Origin of the sequence: Spiroplasma endosymbiont of Atherix ibis (genome assembly GCF_964020005.1) — a bacterium.
Taxonomy (GTDB): domain Bacteria; phylum Bacillota_I; class Bacilli_A; order Mycoplasmatales; family Mycoplasmataceae; genus Spiroplasma_A.
Map to the genome: position 1 here is coordinate 85546 of NZ_OZ026474.1, position 22372 is coordinate 107917.

Sequence of the window (22372 nt, forward strand, 5' to 3'; positions counted from 1 at the left end):
GAATAATAGCTGAAGTTAATTTACGCAAATTAAGTATAGGAGAAAAATGAATTGAAAAAATTACTTTCAGGATTAATGGTGGGAGTTGTTGTTTTATCATCAACTTCTAGTCTTGTATCATGTAGTAAAATCTCTGCAATAGCAGAAATTTATCTAGTTACAGATAGTGGTAAAATTTTAGATAAATCTTTTAATGAATCTACTTATAAAGCTGGGAATGAATTTTTACAGCAAGTTGTTGGTAATATAGATTCAAAATTTAAAAACTCAAAAATATCAAAAATTGAACCAGAAAATGCTAGTACAAAAGTTTTAAAAAATCAATATACTAATGCAAAAAATAATGGAGCAAAAACAATTTTACTTCCAGGATTTCATCATGCTATTCCAGGAGAAGGAAATAATTTAGCACCAAAGATAATGGAAAATGTTGAACAAGGTTCAACAATCATATTAGATGGAAGAAGTTCTAACAAAAATGAATTGGGATTTAGTTTTAGAGGAGATATTTCAGGATTTTATGCGGGAATGTCTGCTATTATTTGATCTTTAAAGAATACTGATAATCAAACTATTTCTTTAGGATCATTTGGGGGAATTTCAAATCCTCAAGCTGTTGATAGCTTTATTGTTGGTTATTTAGCTTCAATAGAGTTGTTTAATGAATATAAAACAAACAAAGAGGGCAAAGAACAATTGTTAAAACCTATAGAAAAAGGTGGTTTTGCTCTCAGTGAAGAGAGTTTAAAAAGAGAAGTTAAGCGTACTCAAAAAGACTTACCAAAAGATTTAACAGATTCATCTTGATTTTCACAATCATTTGCTCAAGGTGATGGAATGAATGTAACAAAGAACTTAATTCAAAATAAAGCTACAGTTATTATGCCTGTTGCAGGTCCACAGACTTTAGATGTAATTGGACTTTCAAAAACAAATGATGGGGGTAAGACTGTTAAAATAGTTGGTGTTGATACAAATCAAGCAGAAGCTTTTCCTCAAAATGAAGGAATGTTCATAACTAGTGCTGAAAAAGAACTTACAAATGCAACAATAGCTGGTCTTTCACATACAAAATATTGAATAAATCAATATAATAGTCAAAGTACTCAAAATAATATAACAAATGAAGTAGGAAAGTATTTAGAAAATAAAATTTCTATAACTAGAGAAAATGAAGAAGGTATTTTTGAAACGGTTGACTTATCTAAAGAGGAATCTTGAGAAGGTCAAACCTTATGAGTAGGGGGCAATATGTCATCTGGAGGAAGAAATTTACTTGATTTAAAAACTGCAACAAATATTAAAAAAATATTTTCACCAGAAGCATTGAGTGAAGCATCAATAAAATTATTTGAAACTATTAATAAAAATGATTATGGTAAGTGCATAATTAATGAAAAAGTTATAAAATATTATGCTAAATCAATCAAAGAAAATGACAAATCAGGAGGTAACCAAAACAATGGCTAATTATGCAATTGAAATGAATAATATCTCTATGATTTTTAATAAAAAAATTATAGCCAATGAAGATATAACTTTAAAAGTTGAAAAAGGAGAAATTCATTGTTTAGTTGGAGAAAATGGAGCAGGTAAATCTACTCTTATGTCTATTCTTTTTGGAATTTATCAACCAACTAAAGGAATAATAAAAGTTAATGGTGAAGAAGAAATTATTACTTCTCCAATTAAAGCAACAAAGTTAGGAATTGGAATGGTTCATCAACATTTTAAATTAATTGATATTCTTCCTGTTTGAAAAAATATTGCTTTAGGAGTAGAAAATGTTTTAGGATGAGAATTTATTAATAAAAAAGCAGTAATTAAAAAAACAACTGAACTTATGAAAAAATATAATTTAGAAGTAGATTTAAATGAAAAAATTCAAAATATATCAGTTGGAATGAAACAAAGAGTTGAAATATTAAAAATTTTATATAGAGATGTAGATATTTTGGTATTTGATGAACCCACAGCAGTTTTAACTCCTCAAGAAATTGAAGGCTTATTAGAAGTAATGTTAGAATTTAAAAAAATGGGTAAAACTATAATTTTTATTACACATAAGTTTGCTGAAATTAAAAAAGTAGCTGATAAAGCAACTGTTATAAGAAAAGGTAAGTTTGTAGGAACTTATGATCTTAAAAAAACAAGTATTGAAGAAATTTCAAAAGCAATGGTAGGTAGAAAAATTGTGGAAGTTAAGAATAACTCAACAATTCAACCAGGAGAAACTGTAATTAAATTTGAAAATATAAATGTTAGAAAACATAACAATCACAAAATAATTGGATTAAAGAATTTTAATTTAGAAATAAAAGAAGGGCAAATAGTTGCAATTGCTGGAATTGAAGGCAATGGACAAAATGAAATAGTTGAAGTTCTCAGTGGTTTAGTTAAACCTATCAGTGGTAAAATACTTTGTAGAAAAAAAGATATTACAAAAATTTCAATTTCAAAAAGATATCTTTTACATAAAATGAGTTTCATTCCAGAAGATAGACATAAACATGGTTTAGTTTTAGATTCAAATATTATAAACAATACAACTTTACAAGATATTAGAACGGAAAAATATAGTAAAGGTTGATTTGTAAATTTTGCTAAAATTCAAAATCATACACAAAAAATTATTAAAGATTATGATGTTAGAAATGCTGATGCAGGTTTTACAATTGTAAGAAACTTGTCTGGAGGAAATCAACAAAAAGTTATTATAGGTAGAGAACTTTCAAGAGAAAATGATTTCATAATTATTTTTCAACCAACACGAGGTTTAGATATAGGTTCAATTGAGTTTATTCATGAACAAATATTAAGAGCAAAAGAAAATAAAAAAGCTATATTATTAATTTCTTATGAACTTTCAGAGGTATTACAATTAGCAGATGAAATTATTGTTGTTAACTCAGGTAGTGTAGTTGGAAAATTGAATAAAAAAGAGGCAACAAGAGAAAAAATTGGTAGATTAATGGTTTCACAAGTCCAAGGAGAAACTGCAAATGTTTAAAATAAAATTTTGAACAGTGAAAGTAAAAACTGAAGCACTTGTTAAGTCTTCAACTTTTGAAGAAAAATTAAGTCTTATTAAAGCATCAGTTATTTCAATACTAATAGGTTTAATAGTAGGTATTTTATTTGTATTTTGTAACGGAGAAAATGGTTTTTTATTTATTTGAACAGCCATTTCAAGATCTCTTACAACAAATATAAATAGAACGTTAGTTTATTTTGGTTGTTATACATTAATTGGCCTTGGACTTTCACTTGGTTTTAAATTAAAAATATTTAATATGGGAGGTTCAGGACAAATATTAACAGGGTTAATAATGACTTTTGTTATTACAAATACTTTAGGAACAAAAGATCCGGTAACAGGACAAATGATTTTAGATACTAAATATGCTCCATTAGTATTTTTTGTAACAGTATTGTCTGGTATGACAATTTCAACTTTGACAGGAGCTTTAAAAGTTTACTTAAATGTTCATGAAGTTGCATCATCAATTTTATTAAACTGAACATTTTGATATTTATTAAAATGATATATGACAATAATAGGTAATGCAGCGTCAACTCCTTCTTTAAATGAAAATATGGCTATGATGGGAAACTCTGTTTGAGCTTTATGTGTTCTTTGTGCACTATTTGCTGTTGTTATAACATATATTGTTATTTCATATACAACAACTGGATATAGACTAAAAATTGTAGGTATGTCTCCAAGTGTTGCTAAATATTCAGGTATTAAGAGCTCTTATTACATTTTAATTGTAATGGCAGCACAAGGCGCTTTTATAAGTATCGGAGGATTTTTCTATTATTTCTTAATTCAAGGAAGTTTAACATTTAGTAAAGATCTTGTTCCTCAAATTGGATTTGATGGAATTCCTGTTGCACTAGTTGCTTTCAATAATGTATTAGGTATTGTACCTATAGCATTATTTTGAGGAATTTTTAAAGAAGGAGCAGCTGTAGCTATTACTACACCAGAACTTAATAGTTTGCAACCAGAAGTTGCAGATTTAATTTTTGGTATTATTATTTATTGTTCAACTTTATATATATTATTTTTCAAATTTAATCCTTTACAAAAAATTAAAGAAAAATTATATGTTCAAAAAGATATTGTAACAAAAAATCAAATTATTGATTATAAAGCTGAAATTAAAAAACAAAAATTATTTTTAAAAAATATTTCTCAATTAGAAGAATTGGTAGAAATTAGAAATAAAATTTTAAAAACTAATAAAGAAGACAAAAATAAAATTGCTTCACTTAAAGAATTATATAATGAAGTTAAAATTTTCCATTATAAAAAACATCATAAAAATATTCAAATTCTAAAACAGAATATTAATGATTTAATTAAAAATGGTTATTTAATATATAAACAAAGTTCAATTAAGGGACTGAAGTTATCTTATAGTAATAAAAAATTTCAATCTATTTTTTCAGCACTTGATAATATTATTAAACAAATAAGTGATTTTGAAGATCAAAATAAAGTTTTTAATACTCAAATAAAAGAAATAAAAAGAAATATAAAAAATCAACTTAAGTTTTTAAAAAAATCTATGATAAATGATTCAAACTTATTAGAAAGTATTGACAAATTAAAAAAAGAATCTTTTGATAAAATTCAAAAAATTCAAAACGAAAAAATAGCTTATAAAAAAAGTATTGAAACAAAATCTCTTGAAATAATTAATGTTTCTAATAATAAAATAAATAATTATAAAAAAAATTATATTAATTCATTTAAAAAGGCTAAGGATTTTTTAAATAAGTTATTAATAGAGTATAAAAATGATATAAAAAATTCAAATCAACAAGAAAAATTTAATATTAAAAAGAAATATTTTGAAAAATTAATGGAGGTGAAAGAAAAACATGACAGACTTCATTAGTGGATTATTTGCTGATACAACTACTTTCTTTGTTATATTTATGCTAGCTGCAATTGCTGGCATGTTCTCAGAGAGATCTGGTGTTGTAAATCTTGGAATTGAAGGATTTATGACTATGGGAGCTCTTGGTTATAGTATTTTTGGTTATGCAGTTCATGCATCTAGGTCACAACCAAGTCAATGATTACAATTAATAGGATTATTAATTGGTGCTATTATGGGAGGATTATTATCTTTATTACATGCTTTTACAGCAATAAAATTAAAAGGAGATCAGATTATATCTGGTACTGCAATTAATATACTTGCACAAGGTATTGCATTAGTTTTGGCAACATCTACAATTACAGGCTCAGAAAATTATATTGCTACAGGTTTTTTACCAATAGCTATTGATAAAGGAGTTAATCAAATATTTACAATTTATTTAATTATCGCTATTATAATTTCCCTTATTGTAGGTTTCTATTTTACTTTTACAAAAACAGGTACAAGACATATTTCAGCGGGAGAAAATCCTCATGCACTTGATGCAGCAGGTATTTCTGTTATAAAATATAGATTTTGATGCATAATACTATCTGGTGCCATTGCTGGATTAGCTGGAGGTATATTTGTTGTATCAAGATTATTAGGAAGTTTTTCAGGATCAGTTCAAGGTTATGGTTTCATTTCACTTGCAATTATGATATTAGGTCAATGAAGAGTAAGTATGATTACATTATTTGCATTTGTATTTTCAATTTTATTTGGACTTGGAACACAATTGCCATTTTTGAAAACAAATAATGAGTGAATGACTAAAAACTCATCATTGTTAAGAATATTACCATTTGTAATGTCACTTATTGTTATGATGATTTTTGCAAGAAAATCAAAACCTCCAAAATCAAATGGTATCCCATTTGATAAAACTTTAAAATAAAAAATAAAAACTTTTATTTAAACTTTTTATTTTTTGTTTAAAATTAAATTTGGAAAAGGAGAAATAATATGTCAAATATACCTACACCTCATATTGAAGCTAAAAAAGAAGATATAGCAAATATAGTATTAATGCCAGGAGATCCATTAAGAGCGAAAAAAATAGCAGAAACATATTTAAAAGATATAAAACTTGTAAATAGTACTAGAAATATGTTTATGTATACAGGAACTTATAAAAATATAAAAATAACTATTGCAGGAAGTGGTATGGGTTGTCCAAGTATTGGTATTTACTCTTATGAATTATTTAAATTTTATAATGTTGATTATATTATTAGAGTTGGTAGCGCTGGAAGTTATAATGAAAAAATAAATGTCTATGATGTTTTTAATGTTAAAGAAGCTTTTGGCGAAAACAATTATGCAAAAATTGCTGCAAATATTGATTCAAATATTCTTGAATCAGGAGAAAACGTATTCAATAAAATTGAAGAAGTGGCTAAAAAAAATAATATTAAATTACATTCAGGAAGATGTCATTCATCTGATGTTTTTTATAGATATGAAGATTCAATGAAATTTGCAGTTGAAAATAATTTAGATGTAGTAGAAATGGAATCATATGCTTTATTTGCAAATGCTATTGTAACTAATAAACAAGCAGCTTGTTTATTAACAATTTCAGATAGCTTTATTACAAAAGAAGTTACAACAGCTGAAGAGAGACAAAATAATTTTTTGCAAATGATTGAATTAGCTTTGGAAACTTCTTTGGAACTTAAATAAAATTAGTAAAATCACCAGAAATTAAAATTTTGGTAATTTTTTTTATTTGGAAAAAAATTCTATTATATTATTTAAAATGTAGTAAAATATTAATAATTTTATAAAAGGGGTATTTAAATGAAAATTTTGGCAATTGAATCAAGTTGTGATGAGTTTAGTATTTCAATCATGAATAATGGCAAAATTTTGTCAAATGTTATTTCAAGTCAAATAGAAGAGCACTCAAAATTTGGTGGAGTTTTACCAGAATTAGCTTCGAGATTGCATGTAGAAAATTTTCATTGAGTTCTAAACAAATCACTTTATCAAAGTAAAGTAAAATTAAAAGATATTGATTATATTTCTTATACTTCAAATCCAGGACTAATAGGAAGCTTAATTATTGGAAAATTAGTTGCACAAACATTAGCAATATATTTGAATAGGCCACTTATGAAAATGAATCATATTCAAGGACATATTTATGCAGCAAATATTGAAGAAAAAATGTTATATCCAGTTCTTGCTCTTGTAATAAGTGGAGGTCATACACAAATACAATTATTAGAGAAAACTTTAGATTTTAAAGTTATTGGATCTACTCAAGACGATGCAGTTGGAGAATGTTATGATAAAGTGGCTAGAGTTTTAGGATTAAAATATCCAGGTGGTCCAAAAATTGATAAGTTGGCTCAAAAAGGGGATTCAACTAAATATATATTACCTATTAGTAAAAATGATGATACTTACGATTTTTCTTTTTCAGGATTAAAAACTGCAAGTTTAAATCTTATAAGTAAATTAAATCAAAAACAAGAGGAATTAATAGTTGAAGATTTTTGTGCAAGTTTTCAAAAAACTGTTTTAGATACTTTAATGTTAAAATTTGAAAAAGCTGTTAAAGAATTTAAACCAAAATCAATAACAGTTGTTGGTGGTGTAAGTGCCAATACAGCAATTAGAAATAAATTTTGTGAAATAGGAAATAAATATAATATAAGTAAAATCATTATTCCAAAAATAGAGTATTGTACAGATAATGCAGCTATGATTGCAGAATTAACTAATGAGTTTTTAACTAAAGATAATCAAGGAGGATTATAATATATGAGATCATTTTTAAGTAAATTGACAACGATTGATGATAAAGATTTAACAATAAAAGAAAAAAAAATTGTAGAATATATTAAAAATCATTTAAAGGAAATTGTTGATTCAAATATGAAAATTGAAAGAATGGCACAAGAAGCTGGGACAGGTTATAGTGCTATTTATGGACTTTTAAAAAAATTAAATATTAAAGGATTTAGAGATTTTGCAATTTCACTTGCAAATGATGCTGAAAATCAAGAAATTAATGTGGCAAAGAATGATGAAAATATTGTTTCAGGGTATATAAATATAATTAAACAAAATTATGCTTTAATTGAAAAAAAATCTATTTTTGAAACTCTAAATATAATTAAAAACTCAAAAAGAATTTTCTTTTGTTATTGAGAAAATTTGCTTTGAGGTCCAGCACATGAATTATCAAACTTTTTTTATAAAATAGGATTTAATGTTTATTTATTAGACAGTGATCAAGATACTATAAAAGATAGAGTAAAATTTTCAAATAGCGATGATGTATTTATTTTTCTAACAAGATATGGTAATTCATCAAGATTAGATAATATAATTAAAGAACTTGGAGAAAAGAAAAGAAAAATAATTTATATATCAGGTAAGATTGCTTCTTATGATGTTACAAAATACTTAAGTTCAATACATACATTAATAGTTGATAATTCAGATGAAAGCATTTATAAAGGACATATTTCTCAGTCAGTTCCTTTTAATTATTTTAATGATTTATTGATTTATCATTTTTTAAATTCTGAAAATTAGTTTTTTATAAGTTATAATTAATTTATGAAAAAAAAGAAAAGAATTAGAAAAAATAAACTTATAAATACTATTAAAAGAGGTTTTAAAACTTTTTATGGAATTATGGAGAAACCTTTTTCTGAATCAAATTTTAAGGTTTCTAAAAAAATTAAAGAATTTAATAAAACAAAAGAAGATAGAAAATGATTAAAAGAGATTCTAACTACTAATAAAATAGTTAGAAAGTTTTATAAAAGACCTGAACTTGAAATAGGTGATTTTGAAAATGTCTCTCTTTTTTGTTTTAAATCAAGAGATAATATTAAACTTGCAGGTTTAATTTATGAGCCAAATAAGAATTCAAATAAGTGAGTTATTGCATCTCACTGATTTGCAGGACATAAATCATGAGCCCTACACCATGCTATGACATTTGTTAAAATGGGTTACAATATTATTTCATATGATTTTAGAGGTCATGGTCAATCTCAAAATTATTCTACAACAATGGGAGGTAAAGAGCATTTTGATTTGATGGGAGCTGTTGACTGATTAAAAGAAAATCGAAAAATTGATCAGCTTGCATTTATGGGTACAAGCATGGGAGGTTTTGTTTCAAATTATTGTTCAGTACTTTATCAAGAAGAATTAAAAAAACTAAATTTTAAATTTATTATTTCTGATGTTGCATATGCAAGTATATTTACTTTATTTTTACACATAAAAAAAGTTTATTTGTGAGTAATTCCTAAGATAAAAACGAAAAAATTTATTAATAAAATTATTGAAAAACAAAATAAGCAAGAATCTAATATAAATCTTCATGAAGTAAATCTTTTTACATTATTAGAAAAAAAGGGAAATAAAAATTTATTTCCAACTTTATTTTTCCATTCAACAGATGATAGAGTTACAAGTCCTACAGATACTTATGAACTTATAATTAAAAGAAGTTTTGAACAAGATGATTTTTTAATGTTTAATTTTTCAATGCACACACAAGCTATTAGATATCATTTTAAAAGTTTTAATTATAAAATGGCAGAGTTTATTTCTAAGTTTGAAAAAGATAAAACTTTATTTAAAAATATTATAGATGATTGAAAATTAGCAGAATTGGAAAAAAAAGATGAAATTTCTATTTTACTAAAATAAAAATAAGATAGTATTTACTTTCTTTTTTTGTATAATATTATTATATAAAAAAGGAAGTGTTAATATGAAAGATATTAGAACATTATTTTTAGAGTTTAAAAATATTAAAGAAGTTACTTTAATTGCAAGAGTGAGAAGTAACAGACAAGGAAAAACTGTAAGTTTTTTAGTTTTAACAGATGGAACTACAATAAAAGATGTACAAGTAGTTTATAAATCAGATGTTAAAGGATATAATGATGCAATACAATCAAGAGTTAGTTCAATAGTTGAAGTAAGAGGAATTATTGTTTTAACACCAGATAAACAACAAGATTTTGAAATACAAGCTCAAGAGATTATTTTATTAGATCAGTCTATTGAAGAGTATCCGCTTCAAAAAAAAAAGCATTCACCAGAATTTTTAAGAGAGATTTCTCATTTAAGAGCTAGGACAAAAACATTTCAGTCAATCTTTAAAATTAGATCAGTTGCAACATTTGCGATACATAAATTTTTTCAAGAAAAAAATTATGTATATGTTAATACACCAATAATTACAGAAAATGATGCAGAAGGTGCAGGAGAATCTTTTATAGTTACAACAAGACAAGATGGAAAATATGAAGAAGATTTTTTTGGTAAAAAAGCAAGTCTTACTGTTTCAGGTCAATTAAATGGCGAAGCTTATGCTCAAGCATTTAAAAATATTTATACATTTGGTCCAACATTTAGAGCTGAAAATTCTAATACCTCAAAGCATGCAGCTGAATTTTGAATGATGGAACCAGAAATGGCATTTTGTGATTTAAAAGAAAATATAAAAATTATTGAAGAACTTATAAAATATTTAATTAATTATGTTTTTGAAAATGCAAAAGAAGAATTGGAATTTTGTAATGAAAATTTAGAAGAGGGTTTAATTGATAAATTGAATAATGTTAGAAGCGTTAAATTTGTAGTTAATAAATATGAAGAAGTTATAAAGATTCTTCAAAAAGCAGTTTTAGATGGACATAAATTTGAAGAATCATCTATTGAGTTTGGTCTAGATTTAGCAACTGAGCATGAAAGATATATATGTGAAGTTGTAAATAAATGTCCTACTTTTGTAGTTGATTATCCAAAAGAAATTAAAGCTTTTTATATGAAACAAAATGATGATAATAAAACTGTAGCAGCAGCAGATTTATTAGTACCTGGAATAGGTGAATTAGTTGGGGGAAGTCAAAGAGAAGATGACTATAATAAAATAATTAATAGATGTAAGGAAACGGGTATCAATCTTGAAGAATTAAGTTGATATAATGATTTAAGAAAATTTGGTTATTATAAATCTTCTGGTTTTGGATTAGGATTTGAAAGACTTATAATGTATATTACAGGAGCTTCAAATATAAGAGATGTTATTTCATTTCCAAGAACTCCAAGAAATTTACTATTTTAAAAGCAATTGAATTGCTTTTTTTATTTTAAATTCATTGAAAATATTATTTGTATTTATAATTTAGTGTAAAATTAATATGATAAGTAGGGGGCGAATAAAAGTGTTAGTTTCGTTTGTTATTACATGGCAAGAAATTGAAGAAAATATTAATGCCACATTACAAAGTGTTCTTGATCAAACTGATAAAGATTATGAAATAATTTTAATTTCAGATAAAATGATAGAAGAAAATAATGAATTATCTATATTAAGAAATTATTTTTGAGATATTGATAATTTAAAAATAGTTGTTAATAGCTCAATTCAAGGAGCAGCAGTTTGTTGAAATACTGCAATTGATTTAGCTGAAGGTGAGTATACTAAGTTTATTTCTCAAGGTGATACTATCAATTCTGATTTTGTAAAAGTTCTTAGAGAAAATTTAAGTAAATTTAAAAATGAAGAAATTGATTTAATAGAATATAATGTTCAATTAAGTGGATTGTCTAATAAGTGTATAGGTACTTATTTAGAAAAAGGTAAAATTTATAATTTAGTTGAAAATTATGAACCACTTGCACAAATTAGTGCAACTATTTCAAATAAATTATTCAGAACAAATTTATTAAAAAAATTTGGATTTAAATTTAGAAGATTTGTAAGATTTGATATGTTATTTGTCTATAAAGTTTTAGGTCAAGCAGATTCTTATTTATTTTTAGATTCAGAACCATTAGAAATAATGTCTTTAGGTCCAATTCAATATTCTGCATTCGATTTAGTAAATCAATGAACACATATTTTAAATTACTATAGAAGAATTGGAAAATTTAAAGACTTAAAAGATTATTTAAATTATGCTTATTATAAAACATTAATTCATATATGATTGTGAAATATTAGAAAATATAATAATAAGTTATTAATTAAAAAATCTGGGAGTTTTGCAAATCGAAAATTTGAAGATAAAAGAGAAGATTTTTTAAAAAATAATGAGGCTTTTAAAAAAACTAAAGATATTAAATTTATTGAAATAGTTGAAAGTTTTCCTACTTACATTAAGAATTTATTAAAACTTGCAAAATAAAAAGGTAAATTTTATGGAAAAACAAAATAATAAATCTCATTTAAAAAAATCTTCTCATAAATTGGTAAAACCACATTTGGGAAGAATTTTTTTATCTAGACTTTTTGATATTATTATTTGTTCAGTGCCTACAATAGTTTTATCTTTTTTAAATCCCATTCATGATTGAAAAACATTTCTTATAAATATTTCAATAAGTCAGGTTATACTATTTGTGTATTTTATTTTAGTTCCTTATTTTTTGAAAGGAAATACACTTGGGAAATTAATTTTTAATTTAAGATTAAAAAAAGAAGACCAATCAAAAATTAAGTTAAAAGATATATTATTTAGAGAGTTTTATTTTTTATATATTCCTTTATTATTTCAAATTATAGTTCAAATAATTATGGGGATTATAATTTTTACTAATTCTAAAGAGACAGATTTAAGTTTTGTACTGAGAATTATAAATAGTATTGGTTATACATTTTTAGCTATTTGATTTATATATATACCTTTAACAATATATTTGCAAGAAGAAAATATTTCTTCTGTAGATTTAAAACTAAATATAAGAGTATATTATTTAGAGAAAATATTAATATTTGAAAAAAAGGAAATTTATAAAAAACATATTCATTTAGAAAATGATAGACCTGGAAAAGTAGATGTATCTGAAATTGATAAAATAATAGGAGAAGAAAATGAATAATTTTGAAAATGTAATAAAAAAAATTCAAGAAATTGTTGAAAAAAAATATTTTACAGGTGCTGTTTTAAAAATTAATCAGAATAAAAAAAATATATTTTCTTATTGCTTTGGAATAAATGATTTAGAAAAAAATAGTTTAATGAAAGAAGATTTAATTTTTAGAGCATATTCAATGACAAAAACTTTGACAGTTGCAGCTTTTTTGACTTTAGTTGATGAAAAAAAAGTTTCTTTAAAAGATCCTTTATCTAAATTTTATCCAGAGTTTAAAAATATGAAAGTTTTAGATAAAAATAATTTAGATGAAGTAATAGAGTGTAAAAATGAAATTCTGATTAGTCATTTACTTACAATGACATCTGGATTTACATATTTTGGAAATAAAAATAAAACTCAAAAGGAAACTACAAATTTACTATCTAATTTTGCTAAAAAGCAAAATGATAAATTTATGAATTATGAATCTTTTATGAAAAAATTATCTGAAATACCTTTAGAGTTTGAACCAGGAACTAATTGGAAATATGGTCTATCTTTAGATGTTATTGCTGCTGTTATAGAAAAAATAACTAAAAAGTCTTTTAGAGACTTTGTTAAATTAAAAATTTTTGAACCTTTAAAAATGTTTGATAGTGATTTCTTTTTAAAAGATAAAAGTCGTGAAGCTAAGGTTTATGAATGAAGTTTAATAAATGATGAACCTAATTTAAAAAAAATTGAAAATTTTAATTTTTTTATTCAAGAGTTGGATAAAGTTCCAAGTATGCCAATGGGTGGGGCAGGTTTATTTACAACTGCAAAAGATTATATAAAATTTTTGGATTTTCTTTTAGATGGAAAAGATTCAAAAGGAAATAAATTATTGAGCTCTCAAATTCTTAATGATATGACAAAAGATCAATTAAAAAAAATAAGAAAAAATTTTATATGAAATTTAAATCAAGATTATAGCTATGGTTTTGGAGTAAGAGTAAGAGTAGAAAATAAAAATTATCCTTTAACAGAAATTGATGAATTTGGATGAGATGGATTATTAGGATCAACAGCTCTTGTAGATCCAAAAAATAGAATCACAATGTGTTTAATGTTAAGTTCGAAACCAGGTCATAATAAATTAGTAGAGTCAGAATTTTTTGAAGCTCTTTATAAGGATTTAAAAAATAATAAAAAAATTAATATAGTAGAGAAATTATAGGAGTATTTTGTATGATAGAAAATTTATTAAAAGAGTTAAATGATGAGCAATTGGATTCTGTAATTACAACAGATATTCCTTTAAGAATTATAGCTTGTGCAGGAAGTGGTAAAACAAGAGTTATTACAACTAAGGTTGCATATCTAATAGAAAAAGAAAAAATAAGTCCTTTTAAAATATTGGCTGTAACATTTACTAATAAAGCAGCTCAAGAAATGAAAGATAGAGTAAAAAAAATACTTCCAAATTTAGATAGAAATCCCATGATAACAACTTTTCACTCTTTTTGTGTTCGAGTTTTAAGAGAAGATTGTGAATATATTGGTTTATCAAAGGATTTTACAATAATTGATAATTCTGATCAAAATAAAATAATTAGAGAAATTGTAAAAAAATTAGACATCAGAGATGATAAAAATAAGCCAGAAAAAAAGATTTTATCAAAAATAAGTAATTGAAAAACAAAACAATTAACTTGGGAAGAAGCTTATGAAGAAACTTTTAATATAGTGGAAAAAAAATGAGCAAAAGTTTATAGAGATTATGAGCAATATTTATGTGATAAAAACTATTTAGATTTTGATGATTTGATTTTAAAAGTACATAAATTGTTTAATGAGAATATAGATATCAGAGAAAAGTGAAAAATGCGTTTTGATTATATTATGGTTGATGAATTTCAAGATACAAATTATACTCAATTTGATTTAATTAAGTGATTAACAAAATCAAGAAATAATTTAACTGTTTTTGGTGATCCTGATCAAACAATTTATTCATGAAGAGGAGCAAAAGTTAATATCATTTTAAATTTTAAAAGTGAGTTTAAAAATGCAAGAACTATTATGTTAACTGAAAATTATAGATCTACAAAACCTATTTTAGACATTGCAAATTATTTTATTGATAATAATAAAAATAGAGAGAAAAAAGATATTTTCACACGAAAAAAGGAAGGAGAAATAGTTCATGTAAAAGAAGTTGCTTCAAGAAATTTTGAAGCAAAATTTGTCTCTAAAAAAATTAAAGAGTTAGTTGAAACAAAAGAATATAAATACTCAGACATGTATGTTTTATATCGAACTAATGCTTGATCTCAGGAGTTTGAAAAAGAATTTCAAAATCAAAAAATACCATTTCAATTAATTGGAGGATTTAAATTTAGAGATAGAAAAATTATTAAAGATGTTACTGCATTATTAAGAACTATTGCTTTTAAAGATGATTTAGCAATAGATAGAGTTTTTGGATTTACACCAAAAGTTGGTGCAGTAACTGCTTCAAAATTAAAACAAGCAGCTTATGATTTAAACATTAATTTGTTTGATTTTTTAACAAAATATAAAGAAGAGGTTTATTCAATTTCAAAAAATTTAAATGAACTAATAGAGTGTTTAATAAAAGCAAGAAAACTTTTTAAAGAGAATAAAAGTTTATTAGAATTAGCAGAATTACTTGTTAAAGAGTCTGTATATAAAGATAGATTAGATTTAAAAGATAAAGAAGATTTAGAATCTTTACAAAATTTAGAAGCTTATTATGATCAAATGGAGAAATATGATTTTGATTATAATCAATCTGAGAAAGAAATTAATAGAACTATAAATTTTTTACAAGAACAGGCTTTATCTAGTGATGAAGATAATTTAAAAGAAGTTAATAAAGTAACTTTATTAACTATTCATTCAGCAAAAGGATTAGAAAATAAAGTCATTTTTATTGTTGGTTTAAATAAAGATGTTTTTCCTTCAAAAATGAGTTTTTATTCAATGGAAAGTTTAGAAGAAGAAAGAAGGGCATTTTATGTTGCAATAACAAGAGCCCAGGAAAAACTTTTTATTTCTTATGTTTCTGGAGAATATTCTTATATTTCAAGTGGAGAATTAGGTCCTTCTAGATTTATTCAAGAATTAAATCCAGATTTATATGAGATTGAAAAAAGTATTTATTTTCATTCAAATAATGATATATCAAGTAGTTATAGAGGTAGTGCTAAAAACTTAGAAATTAAACCAATAAAATTAGAAGCTGGTGTTGTTAAAGGAGATAAAATTAAACATATGATTTTTGGAAAAGGGAATGTAATTAAAGTTATTGAAAAGCATATTTCAGTTGCTTTTGATGATCCAAAACAGGGTATTAAAATGATACCAATAAATTCAAGTTCATGAGAAAAAATAGATTAATTTATACAAGAAAAAAATTTTTTTCTTGTATAAAATACTTTTTTATATAAAATAATATTGTTAAGGAGGATAATACATGACTTCATTCACAGCTAAAGTAATTGATCCAGTTGGATTACATGCAAGACCTGCATCAGTTTTAACTAAAGAAGCTTCAAAATTTGCTTCAGAAATTAAAATTAAATGTGGAGACAAAGAAGGTAATTTAAAATCAATTATGAACGTTATGGCACTTGCAGTTAAAACAGGTGCTGAAATTACAATTGAAGCAAATGGCGAAGATGAAAAAGAAGCTATTGAAACAATTGAAAAAGCAATGAAAGATAACTCAATTATCTAGTAATAACAAAACCCTTTAAAAGGTTTTTTTGTTTAATTAAAATTCAATATATAAAAATAAATAATAGTATAAATATTTTAATATTAATTTTTTTAAAAAAAGGGTATCTTTTTTCCTTTTTTTAGTTATAACAATATTGGAATAAAAAACACAATTTCACGAAAAAAAGACTTTGTAAATTTGGTGAAAGTCCAAAACTGTACCAGCACCTGTAATAAGGATATAAATTAGAATATTAATTTATAACAATTTGAGTCAGATAGCACGTCTTTTTATTAAATCTTTTACTGGCTATAAAAGAGAATATTTATTTGATAATATTTTAGCCACGATACAAAAATCGTGTTTTTGTTTCACTAAAAAAGTATTTTGTGAAATGATTAATTTTAAAAATTAATCATTTTTAGTAATTTAATTTTAGGTATTAATTATAATATAAGGTGCATTTAGTGCACATAATTCTATAAAAGTATAGAAATCTTAGGAAAGGTAACATAAAATTATGGCAAAGAAAAAAAACCAGTACTATTACGATTCTCTTTCTCCAATTGAGTTTGCAATGAGTAAATTTAAAGGAAGAATGAGATCAGTAAATTGAAATATTATGAATGATGATAAAGATTTAGAGGTTTGAAATAGAGCAACTCAAAATTTCTGATTACCTGAAAAAATTCCAGTTTCAAATGATTTAGTATCTTGAAAAACTTTAACTCCAGAATGACAACAATTAGTTACAAGAACTTTTACAGGATTAACATTGCTTGATACAATACAAGCAACTGTAGGAGATGTTGCACAAGTTCCAAATTCATTAACAGATCATGAACAAGTAATTTATACTAATTTTGCATTTATGGTAGCAGTTCATGCAAGATCATATGGAACAATTTTTTCTACTTTATGTTCAAGTGAACAAATTGAAGAAGCGCATGAATGAGTAATTAATTGTAAAAGTTTGCAAGAAAGAGCTAAGGCTTTAATTCCTTATTATGTGGGAAATGATTCTTTAAAATCTAAAGTAGCAGCAGCACTTATGCCAGGGTTTTTATTATATGGTGGATTTTATTTACCATTTTATTTATCATCTCGTGGTAAATTACCAAATACTTCAGATATAATAAGATTAATTTTAAGAGATAAAGTTATTCATAACTATTATAGTGGTTATAAATATCAAAGAAAAGTTGAAAAATTATCTCCTAAAGAACAAGCTGAAATGAAAAAATTTGTTTTTGATTTATTATATGAATTGATTGATTTAGAAAATAAATTTTTATATGAGTTATATGATGGATTTGGAATTGCAGATGATGCAGTAAGATTTAGTTTATATAATGCTGGAAAGTTTTTACAAAACTTAGGTTATGAATCTCCATTTACTGAAGAAGAGACAAGAATTGAACCTGAGATTTTTACTCAATTATCAGCTAGAGCTGATGAAAATCATGATTTCTTTTCTGGAAATGGTTCATCATATGTTATGGGTGTTACTGAAGAAACTTCAGATGAAGATTGAGAATTTTAAAAAATGCATGAAGATGTAATAAAAATATCTAAAAAATATATTAAAAAACCAAAAGGAAAAGTATTTGTTGTATATTTTTCCTCAATATCAAACAACACACATAGATTTATGGAAAAGTTAGATGTAAATTATTCAAGAATTCCTTACGATTTAGAAAATGAATTAATTGTAGATAAGGAATATGTTTTAATAACTCCAACATATGCTGGTGGTGGTGGAGATAAAAAAGGATCTGTTCCAGCTCAAGTTGTAAAATTTTTAAATAATGAAGTTAATAGAAATTTGTGTAGAGGTGTAATAGCATCAGGAAATACAAATTTTGGTGACACATTTGCTATTGCAGGACCTATAATTTCAAAAAAATTAAAAGTACCTTTTTTATATCAATTTGAACTTTTAGGAACAAGACATGATGTTGATACAGTTAGAAAAATCTTAGACGATTTATGAGAGGAAAAAGAAAATGAATAAAGATAGTATCAAAAGTCTTTCTGGAACAAATGAATCTGATGAATATATAAAATTGAATGCTAGAGCAAAATTATTTGTTCCAGGGCAAGATAACTTTAAACTAGATATTCAAGCAGCAGAATTGTATATGAAAGAGCATATTGAACCTAATATGATGAAATTTTCATCAGTGAAAGAAAGAATAGAATATTTAGTAAAAAATAAATACTATGATGAAAAAGTTATTGAAAAGTATTCAATAAAAGAAATTGAAGATTTAACAGATTATGCATACTCATTTAACTTTAAATTTCCAAGTTTTATGGGAGCATTAAAATTCTTTAATGCTTATGGATTAAAATCATTTGATGGAAAAAAATATTTAGAAAACTATGAAGATAGAGTAGTTTTAAATTCTTTATTTTTAGCTGGTGGTGATTTTCAAAAAGCTAAAAATATTTTAAAACAAATAATTATGGGAAGATTTCAACCAGCAACACCAACATTTTTAAATGCAGGTAAAAAGCAAAGAGGAGAGTATGTATCTTGTTACTTATTAAGAGTAGAAGATAATATGGAATCAATTGCTAGAGCAGTTACCACTTCATTACAATTATCAAAAAGAGGTGGTGGGGTTGCTTTATGTTTAACTAATCTAAGAGAATTTGGAGCACCAATTAAAAATATTGAAAATCAAGCAACAGGTGTTATTCCAGTAATGAAAATTTTAGAGGATTCATTTTCATATGCAAATCAATTAGGACAAAGACAAGGAGCTGGAGCAGTTTACTTAAATGTTCATCACCCTGACATTATGTCTTTCTTAGATACAAAACGTGAAAATGCTGATGAAAAAATTAGAATTAAATCATTGTCATTGGGAGTAGTTATTCCAGATATTACTTTTGAATTAGCAAAAGAAAATAAGGAAATGGCTTTATTTAGTCCTTATGATATTGAAAGAGTTTATAAAAAACCATTTTCAGATATTTCTGTAACAGAAGAATATGAAAATATGTTAAAAAACTCAGAAATAAAAAAAACTTATATTAATGCAAGAAAATTGTTTCAAACAATTGCTGAATTACATTTTGAAAGTGGATATCCTTATTTATTATTTGATGATACTGTAAATAATAATAATGCTCATCCAGTAGCTGGAAGAATTGTTATGAGTAATTTATGTAGTGAAATTGTTCAAGTTTCTACACCAAGTGAATTTAATTCTGATTTATCTTTTTCAAAAGTTGGTGAAGATATATGTTGTAATTTAGGAAGTATGAATATTGCAAAAACAATGGAAAGTGGAGAAGAATTTTCAGAAGTAATTTATAACTCAATTCTTGCTTTAGATCATGTTTCAAGAAATAGTGATTTATCAAGTGCTCAATCAATTGAAAATGGAAATAAAAATAATCATGCATTAGGTTTAGGAGCTATGAATTTACATGGATTTTTAGCAACAAATCATATTTATTATAATTCTCCAGAAGCAATTGATTTTACAAATATTTTCTTTTATACAATGGCTTTTCATGCTTTTAAAGCCTCTAATAAATTAGCAAAAGAATTTGGTTCATTTTCAGGATTTAAAATTTCTAAATTTGCTGATGGCTCATACTTTGAAAAATATACAAAATGTGAAAAAAATAAGTGAATTCCAGAATCAAATACAGTCAAAAAAATATTTGAAAAATATAATGTTACAATTCCAAGTCAAGAAGATTGAATTTCTTTATCAAAAGAAATTCAATCTTCAGGATTAGCGAATTCGCACTTAATGGCTGTTGCTCCAACTGGATCAATTAGTTACTTATCTTCATGTACACCAAGTTTACAACCTGTAGTTGCACCAGTTGAAGTAAGAAAAGAGGGAAAACTTGGAAGAGTTTATGTACCTGCATATAAAATTGATTTTGATAATATGGGTTACTATTCATTAGGAGCATATGAAGTTGGACCAAATCCAATTATTGATATTGCAGCTGCAGCTCAACAACATGTTGATCAAGCAATATCATTAACATTATTTATGACAGATCAAGTAACAACAAGAGATTTAAATAAAGCATATATTAGAGCTTTTAAAAAAGGATGTGCTTCAATTTATTATGTTAGAGTTCGTCAAGAAGTACTTGAAAATAGTGAAAATTATGAATGTGATGCTTGTGTTATATAAAATAAAAACTATAAAGGTTTTTTATTTTTTTTTCATAAAATATTTGTAATGTATAATAATTTTTAAAGGAGAAAGTTATGATAGAGATAAAAAATATATCCAGAAAATTAGGAAATTTTGGATTAGAAAATGTTAGTTTTAATATTGAAAAAGGTGCTGTAGTAGCATTTGTTGGAGATAACGGTGCTGGTAAAACTACAACTATTAAAGCACTTTTTGGAGAATTAAAAATAGATAGTGGAGAAATATTAATTGATGGAGAAGACTTATTTAAAAATAACAATTTATCTAAGGTAGCCTTTTTTCCTGATTCAAATAATGTTCCACTAGATATTAGAGTACATGAATATTTACATTATATTTGTGCAGCAAATAATATGAATAAAAAAAGAACAGAATTAAGTATTGATAATGTTTATAGATTATTGGAACTTAGACCTTATAAAGATAAAAAAATTAAAGAATTGTCTTCTGGTTGAAAAAAGAAAGCTATAATGGCAAGTGTTTTAGTTAGATCACCAGAATATATAATTTTTGATGAACCAACAGCTAATGTTGATGTTGAATCTAAATTATATTTTATAGATATTTTTAAATTACTTTCTAAAGTTGGTATAACAATTTTGATTACTAGTCATATTATTGAAGAACTTCAAGAGTTAGCAAATTATTTAGTTTTAATTAAAAAAGGACAAATAGTTTATTCAAATAATTTTGATAAAAAGAAGGAGCACATTATGGATGTTTATAAAAGACATATGAATGAACCAATTAAATATTTATATATTTTAAGAGATTTATATAATAAAAAGGATAATGAATAATGGAAAAACTAATAAAAAATAATAAAATAAAAAAACATTATAAATCAAAAGAGTTTAAAAATTTTACTTTACTTTATTTAATTAATTTAAAATTAAGTCTTAAAAACGCAGGATCAGTTATTAGTGGATTTATTTTTTCATTAACAACAATTATTTTTTTTATAGTTGAATATACAAAAGTTATTGAAGTTTCTTCATTAAGTAATTATGGAGTTTATAAATATTTAACATTTTTACTTGGAGGAATGACTTTAATTTTTCATATACTTTTAAACTCTTTATATTTATTTAAAAAACAAGTAAAAGATGGTATATCTTCAATTGAATTAAGAGCAGGTTATAAAACTTGAAAGTCTTACTTAATTAGAGTGCTTATTATTTTTACAGTTGCAACTATTTATATAACAACAACATTAGTAGTTGCTTTAATTTTAAATTTTTCTAGTTTAAGTAATACTACATTTTTCTTGAATTTACATTATTCACAAGTTTTCTTTTTCTACTTTTTAGCATATTTTTCAACAATAGTATTATCTACTATTATGGTATTTTTTAAAACTTCATTATCTACAGCATTTGGTATGTTGTTTATGGTAGTACTTACAATGTCTCCAATGTTTGCATCATTTAAATATATGTTGACAGGTGATAGTACTATAGAAAATTACAAAGCAAATATCAAAATGATCGGTGCACAAGATTTTTACAATACTACAAAATCAAATCAAGAATGATTCAACGATAATGATGGTAATAATAATTCTAAATCTTTAAAAGGAATTAATTTATATTTAAAAGAGGTTCTAGAACCTTTAAAAGTATATGAAGAAACACAAAGCAATTAATCAGGTAAATATAATAGTA

Annotated in this window: 19 protein-coding genes; all 19 read left to right on the forward strand. The window is 24.5% G+C overall.

Going from position 1 to position 22372, the window contains the following annotated elements; genetic code table 4:
• The first annotated feature begins 51 nt into the window (after positions 1-51).
• The 19 genes from AACK92_RS00440 (at position 52) to AACK92_RS00530 (ending at position 22353) form a co-directional block, all read left to right on the forward strand.
• Positions 52-1470, forward strand: a complete 1419-nt coding sequence (locus tag AACK92_RS00440; protein WP_339021025.1) for a hypothetical protein — start codon at positions 52-54, stop codon at positions 1468-1470.
• On the forward strand, positions 1463-3010 hold the full coding sequence (locus AACK92_RS00445) for an ABC transporter ATP-binding protein (protein ID WP_339021027.1): 1548 nt from the start codon (positions 1463-1465) through the stop codon (positions 3008-3010). Before AACK92_RS00440 ends, AACK92_RS00445 begins: the two co-directional genes overlap by 8 nt.
• Complete coding sequence (locus AACK92_RS00450) at positions 3003-4910, forward strand: ABC transporter permease (RefSeq protein WP_339021029.1); 1908 nt, start codon at positions 3003-3005, stop codon at positions 4908-4910. Before AACK92_RS00445 ends, AACK92_RS00450 begins: the two co-directional genes overlap by 8 nt.
• A complete protein-coding gene (locus tag AACK92_RS00455) occupies positions 4894-5835 on the forward strand; it encodes an ABC transporter permease (RefSeq protein ID WP_339021031.1) in 942 nt (313 codons plus the stop codon). The genes AACK92_RS00450 and AACK92_RS00455 overlap by 17 nt, the downstream gene beginning before the upstream one ends.
• Positions 5836-5903: 68 nt before the next feature.
• Positions 5904-6623: a purine-nucleoside phosphorylase gene (deoD, locus tag AACK92_RS00460; protein ID WP_339021033.1), complete on the forward strand. Its 720-nt coding sequence runs from the start codon at positions 5904-5906 to the stop codon at positions 6621-6623.
• Between the two features lie 117 nt (positions 6624-6740).
• A complete protein-coding gene (gene tsaD, locus AACK92_RS00465; RefSeq protein WP_339021034.1) occupies positions 6741-7706 on the forward strand; it encodes a tRNA (adenosine(37)-N6)-threonylcarbamoyltransferase complex transferase subunit TsaD in 966 nt (321 codons plus the stop codon).
• Positions 7707-7709: 3 nt separating this feature from the next.
• Positions 7710-8489 carry a hypothetical protein gene (locus AACK92_RS00470; RefSeq protein ID WP_339021036.1) on the forward strand — a complete coding sequence of 260 codons (780 nt, stop codon included), beginning with the start codon at positions 7710-7712 and terminating at the stop codon, positions 8487-8489.
• Positions 8490-8513: 24 nt separating this feature from the next.
• On the forward strand, positions 8514-9623 hold the full coding sequence (locus tag AACK92_RS00475) for an alpha/beta hydrolase (protein WP_339021038.1): 1110 nt from the start codon (positions 8514-8516) through the stop codon (positions 9621-9623).
• A 64-nt stretch (positions 9624-9687) separates the two neighbouring features.
• Positions 9688-11049 carry an asparagine--tRNA ligase gene (gene asnS, locus AACK92_RS00480; RefSeq protein WP_339021040.1) on the forward strand — a complete coding sequence of 454 codons (1362 nt, stop codon included), beginning with the start codon at positions 9688-9690 and terminating at the stop codon, positions 11047-11049.
• Between the two features lie 100 nt (positions 11050-11149).
• Positions 11150-12115, forward strand: a complete 966-nt coding sequence (locus tag AACK92_RS00485) for a glycosyltransferase family 2 protein (protein WP_339021042.1) — start codon at positions 11150-11152, stop codon at positions 12113-12115.
• Between the two features lie 13 nt (positions 12116-12128).
• Complete coding sequence (locus AACK92_RS00490; RefSeq protein ID WP_339021044.1) at positions 12129-12809, forward strand: RDD family protein; 681 nt, start codon at positions 12129-12131, stop codon at positions 12807-12809.
• Positions 12802-14004, forward strand: coding sequence for a serine hydrolase domain-containing protein (locus AACK92_RS00495; RefSeq protein ID WP_339021046.1), 1203 nt, complete (start codon positions 12802-12804; stop codon positions 14002-14004). Before AACK92_RS00490 ends, AACK92_RS00495 begins: the two co-directional genes overlap by 8 nt.
• 11 nt (positions 14005-14015) lie before the next feature.
• A complete protein-coding gene (locus tag AACK92_RS00500) occupies positions 14016-16190 on the forward strand; it encodes an ATP-dependent helicase (RefSeq protein ID WP_339021048.1) in 2175 nt (724 codons plus the stop codon).
• 76 nt (positions 16191-16266) lie between these two features.
• On the forward strand, positions 16267-16530 hold the full coding sequence (locus AACK92_RS00505) for an HPr family phosphocarrier protein (protein ID WP_339021049.1): 264 nt from the start codon (positions 16267-16269) through the stop codon (positions 16528-16530).
• A gap of 502 nt (positions 16531-17032) precedes the next feature.
• Positions 17033-18055: a class 1b ribonucleoside-diphosphate reductase subunit beta gene (gene nrdF, locus AACK92_RS00510; RefSeq protein WP_339021050.1), complete on the forward strand. Its 1023-nt coding sequence runs from the start codon at positions 17033-17035 to the stop codon at positions 18053-18055.
• Between the two features lie 3 nt (positions 18056-18058).
• Entirely contained in the window at positions 18059-18526 is a 468-nt protein-coding gene (gene nrdI, locus AACK92_RS00515) for a class Ib ribonucleoside-diphosphate reductase assembly flavoprotein NrdI (protein ID WP_339021051.1), read from the forward strand.
• Positions 18519-20684 carry a class 1b ribonucleoside-diphosphate reductase subunit alpha gene (nrdE, locus tag AACK92_RS00520; RefSeq protein ID WP_339021053.1) on the forward strand — a complete coding sequence of 722 codons (2166 nt, stop codon included), beginning with the start codon at positions 18519-18521 and terminating at the stop codon, positions 20682-20684. Before nrdI ends, nrdE begins: the two co-directional genes overlap by 8 nt.
• Positions 20685-20761: 77 nt before the next feature.
• Positions 20762-21508: an ABC transporter ATP-binding protein gene (locus AACK92_RS00525; protein ID WP_339021054.1), complete on the forward strand. Its 747-nt coding sequence runs from the start codon at positions 20762-20764 to the stop codon at positions 21506-21508.
• Complete coding sequence (locus tag AACK92_RS00530; protein ID WP_339021055.1) at positions 21508-22353, forward strand: hypothetical protein; 846 nt, start codon at positions 21508-21510, stop codon at positions 22351-22353. The genes AACK92_RS00525 and AACK92_RS00530 overlap by 1 nt, the downstream gene beginning before the upstream one ends.
• The last annotated feature ends 19 nt before the right edge of the window (positions 22354-22372 follow it).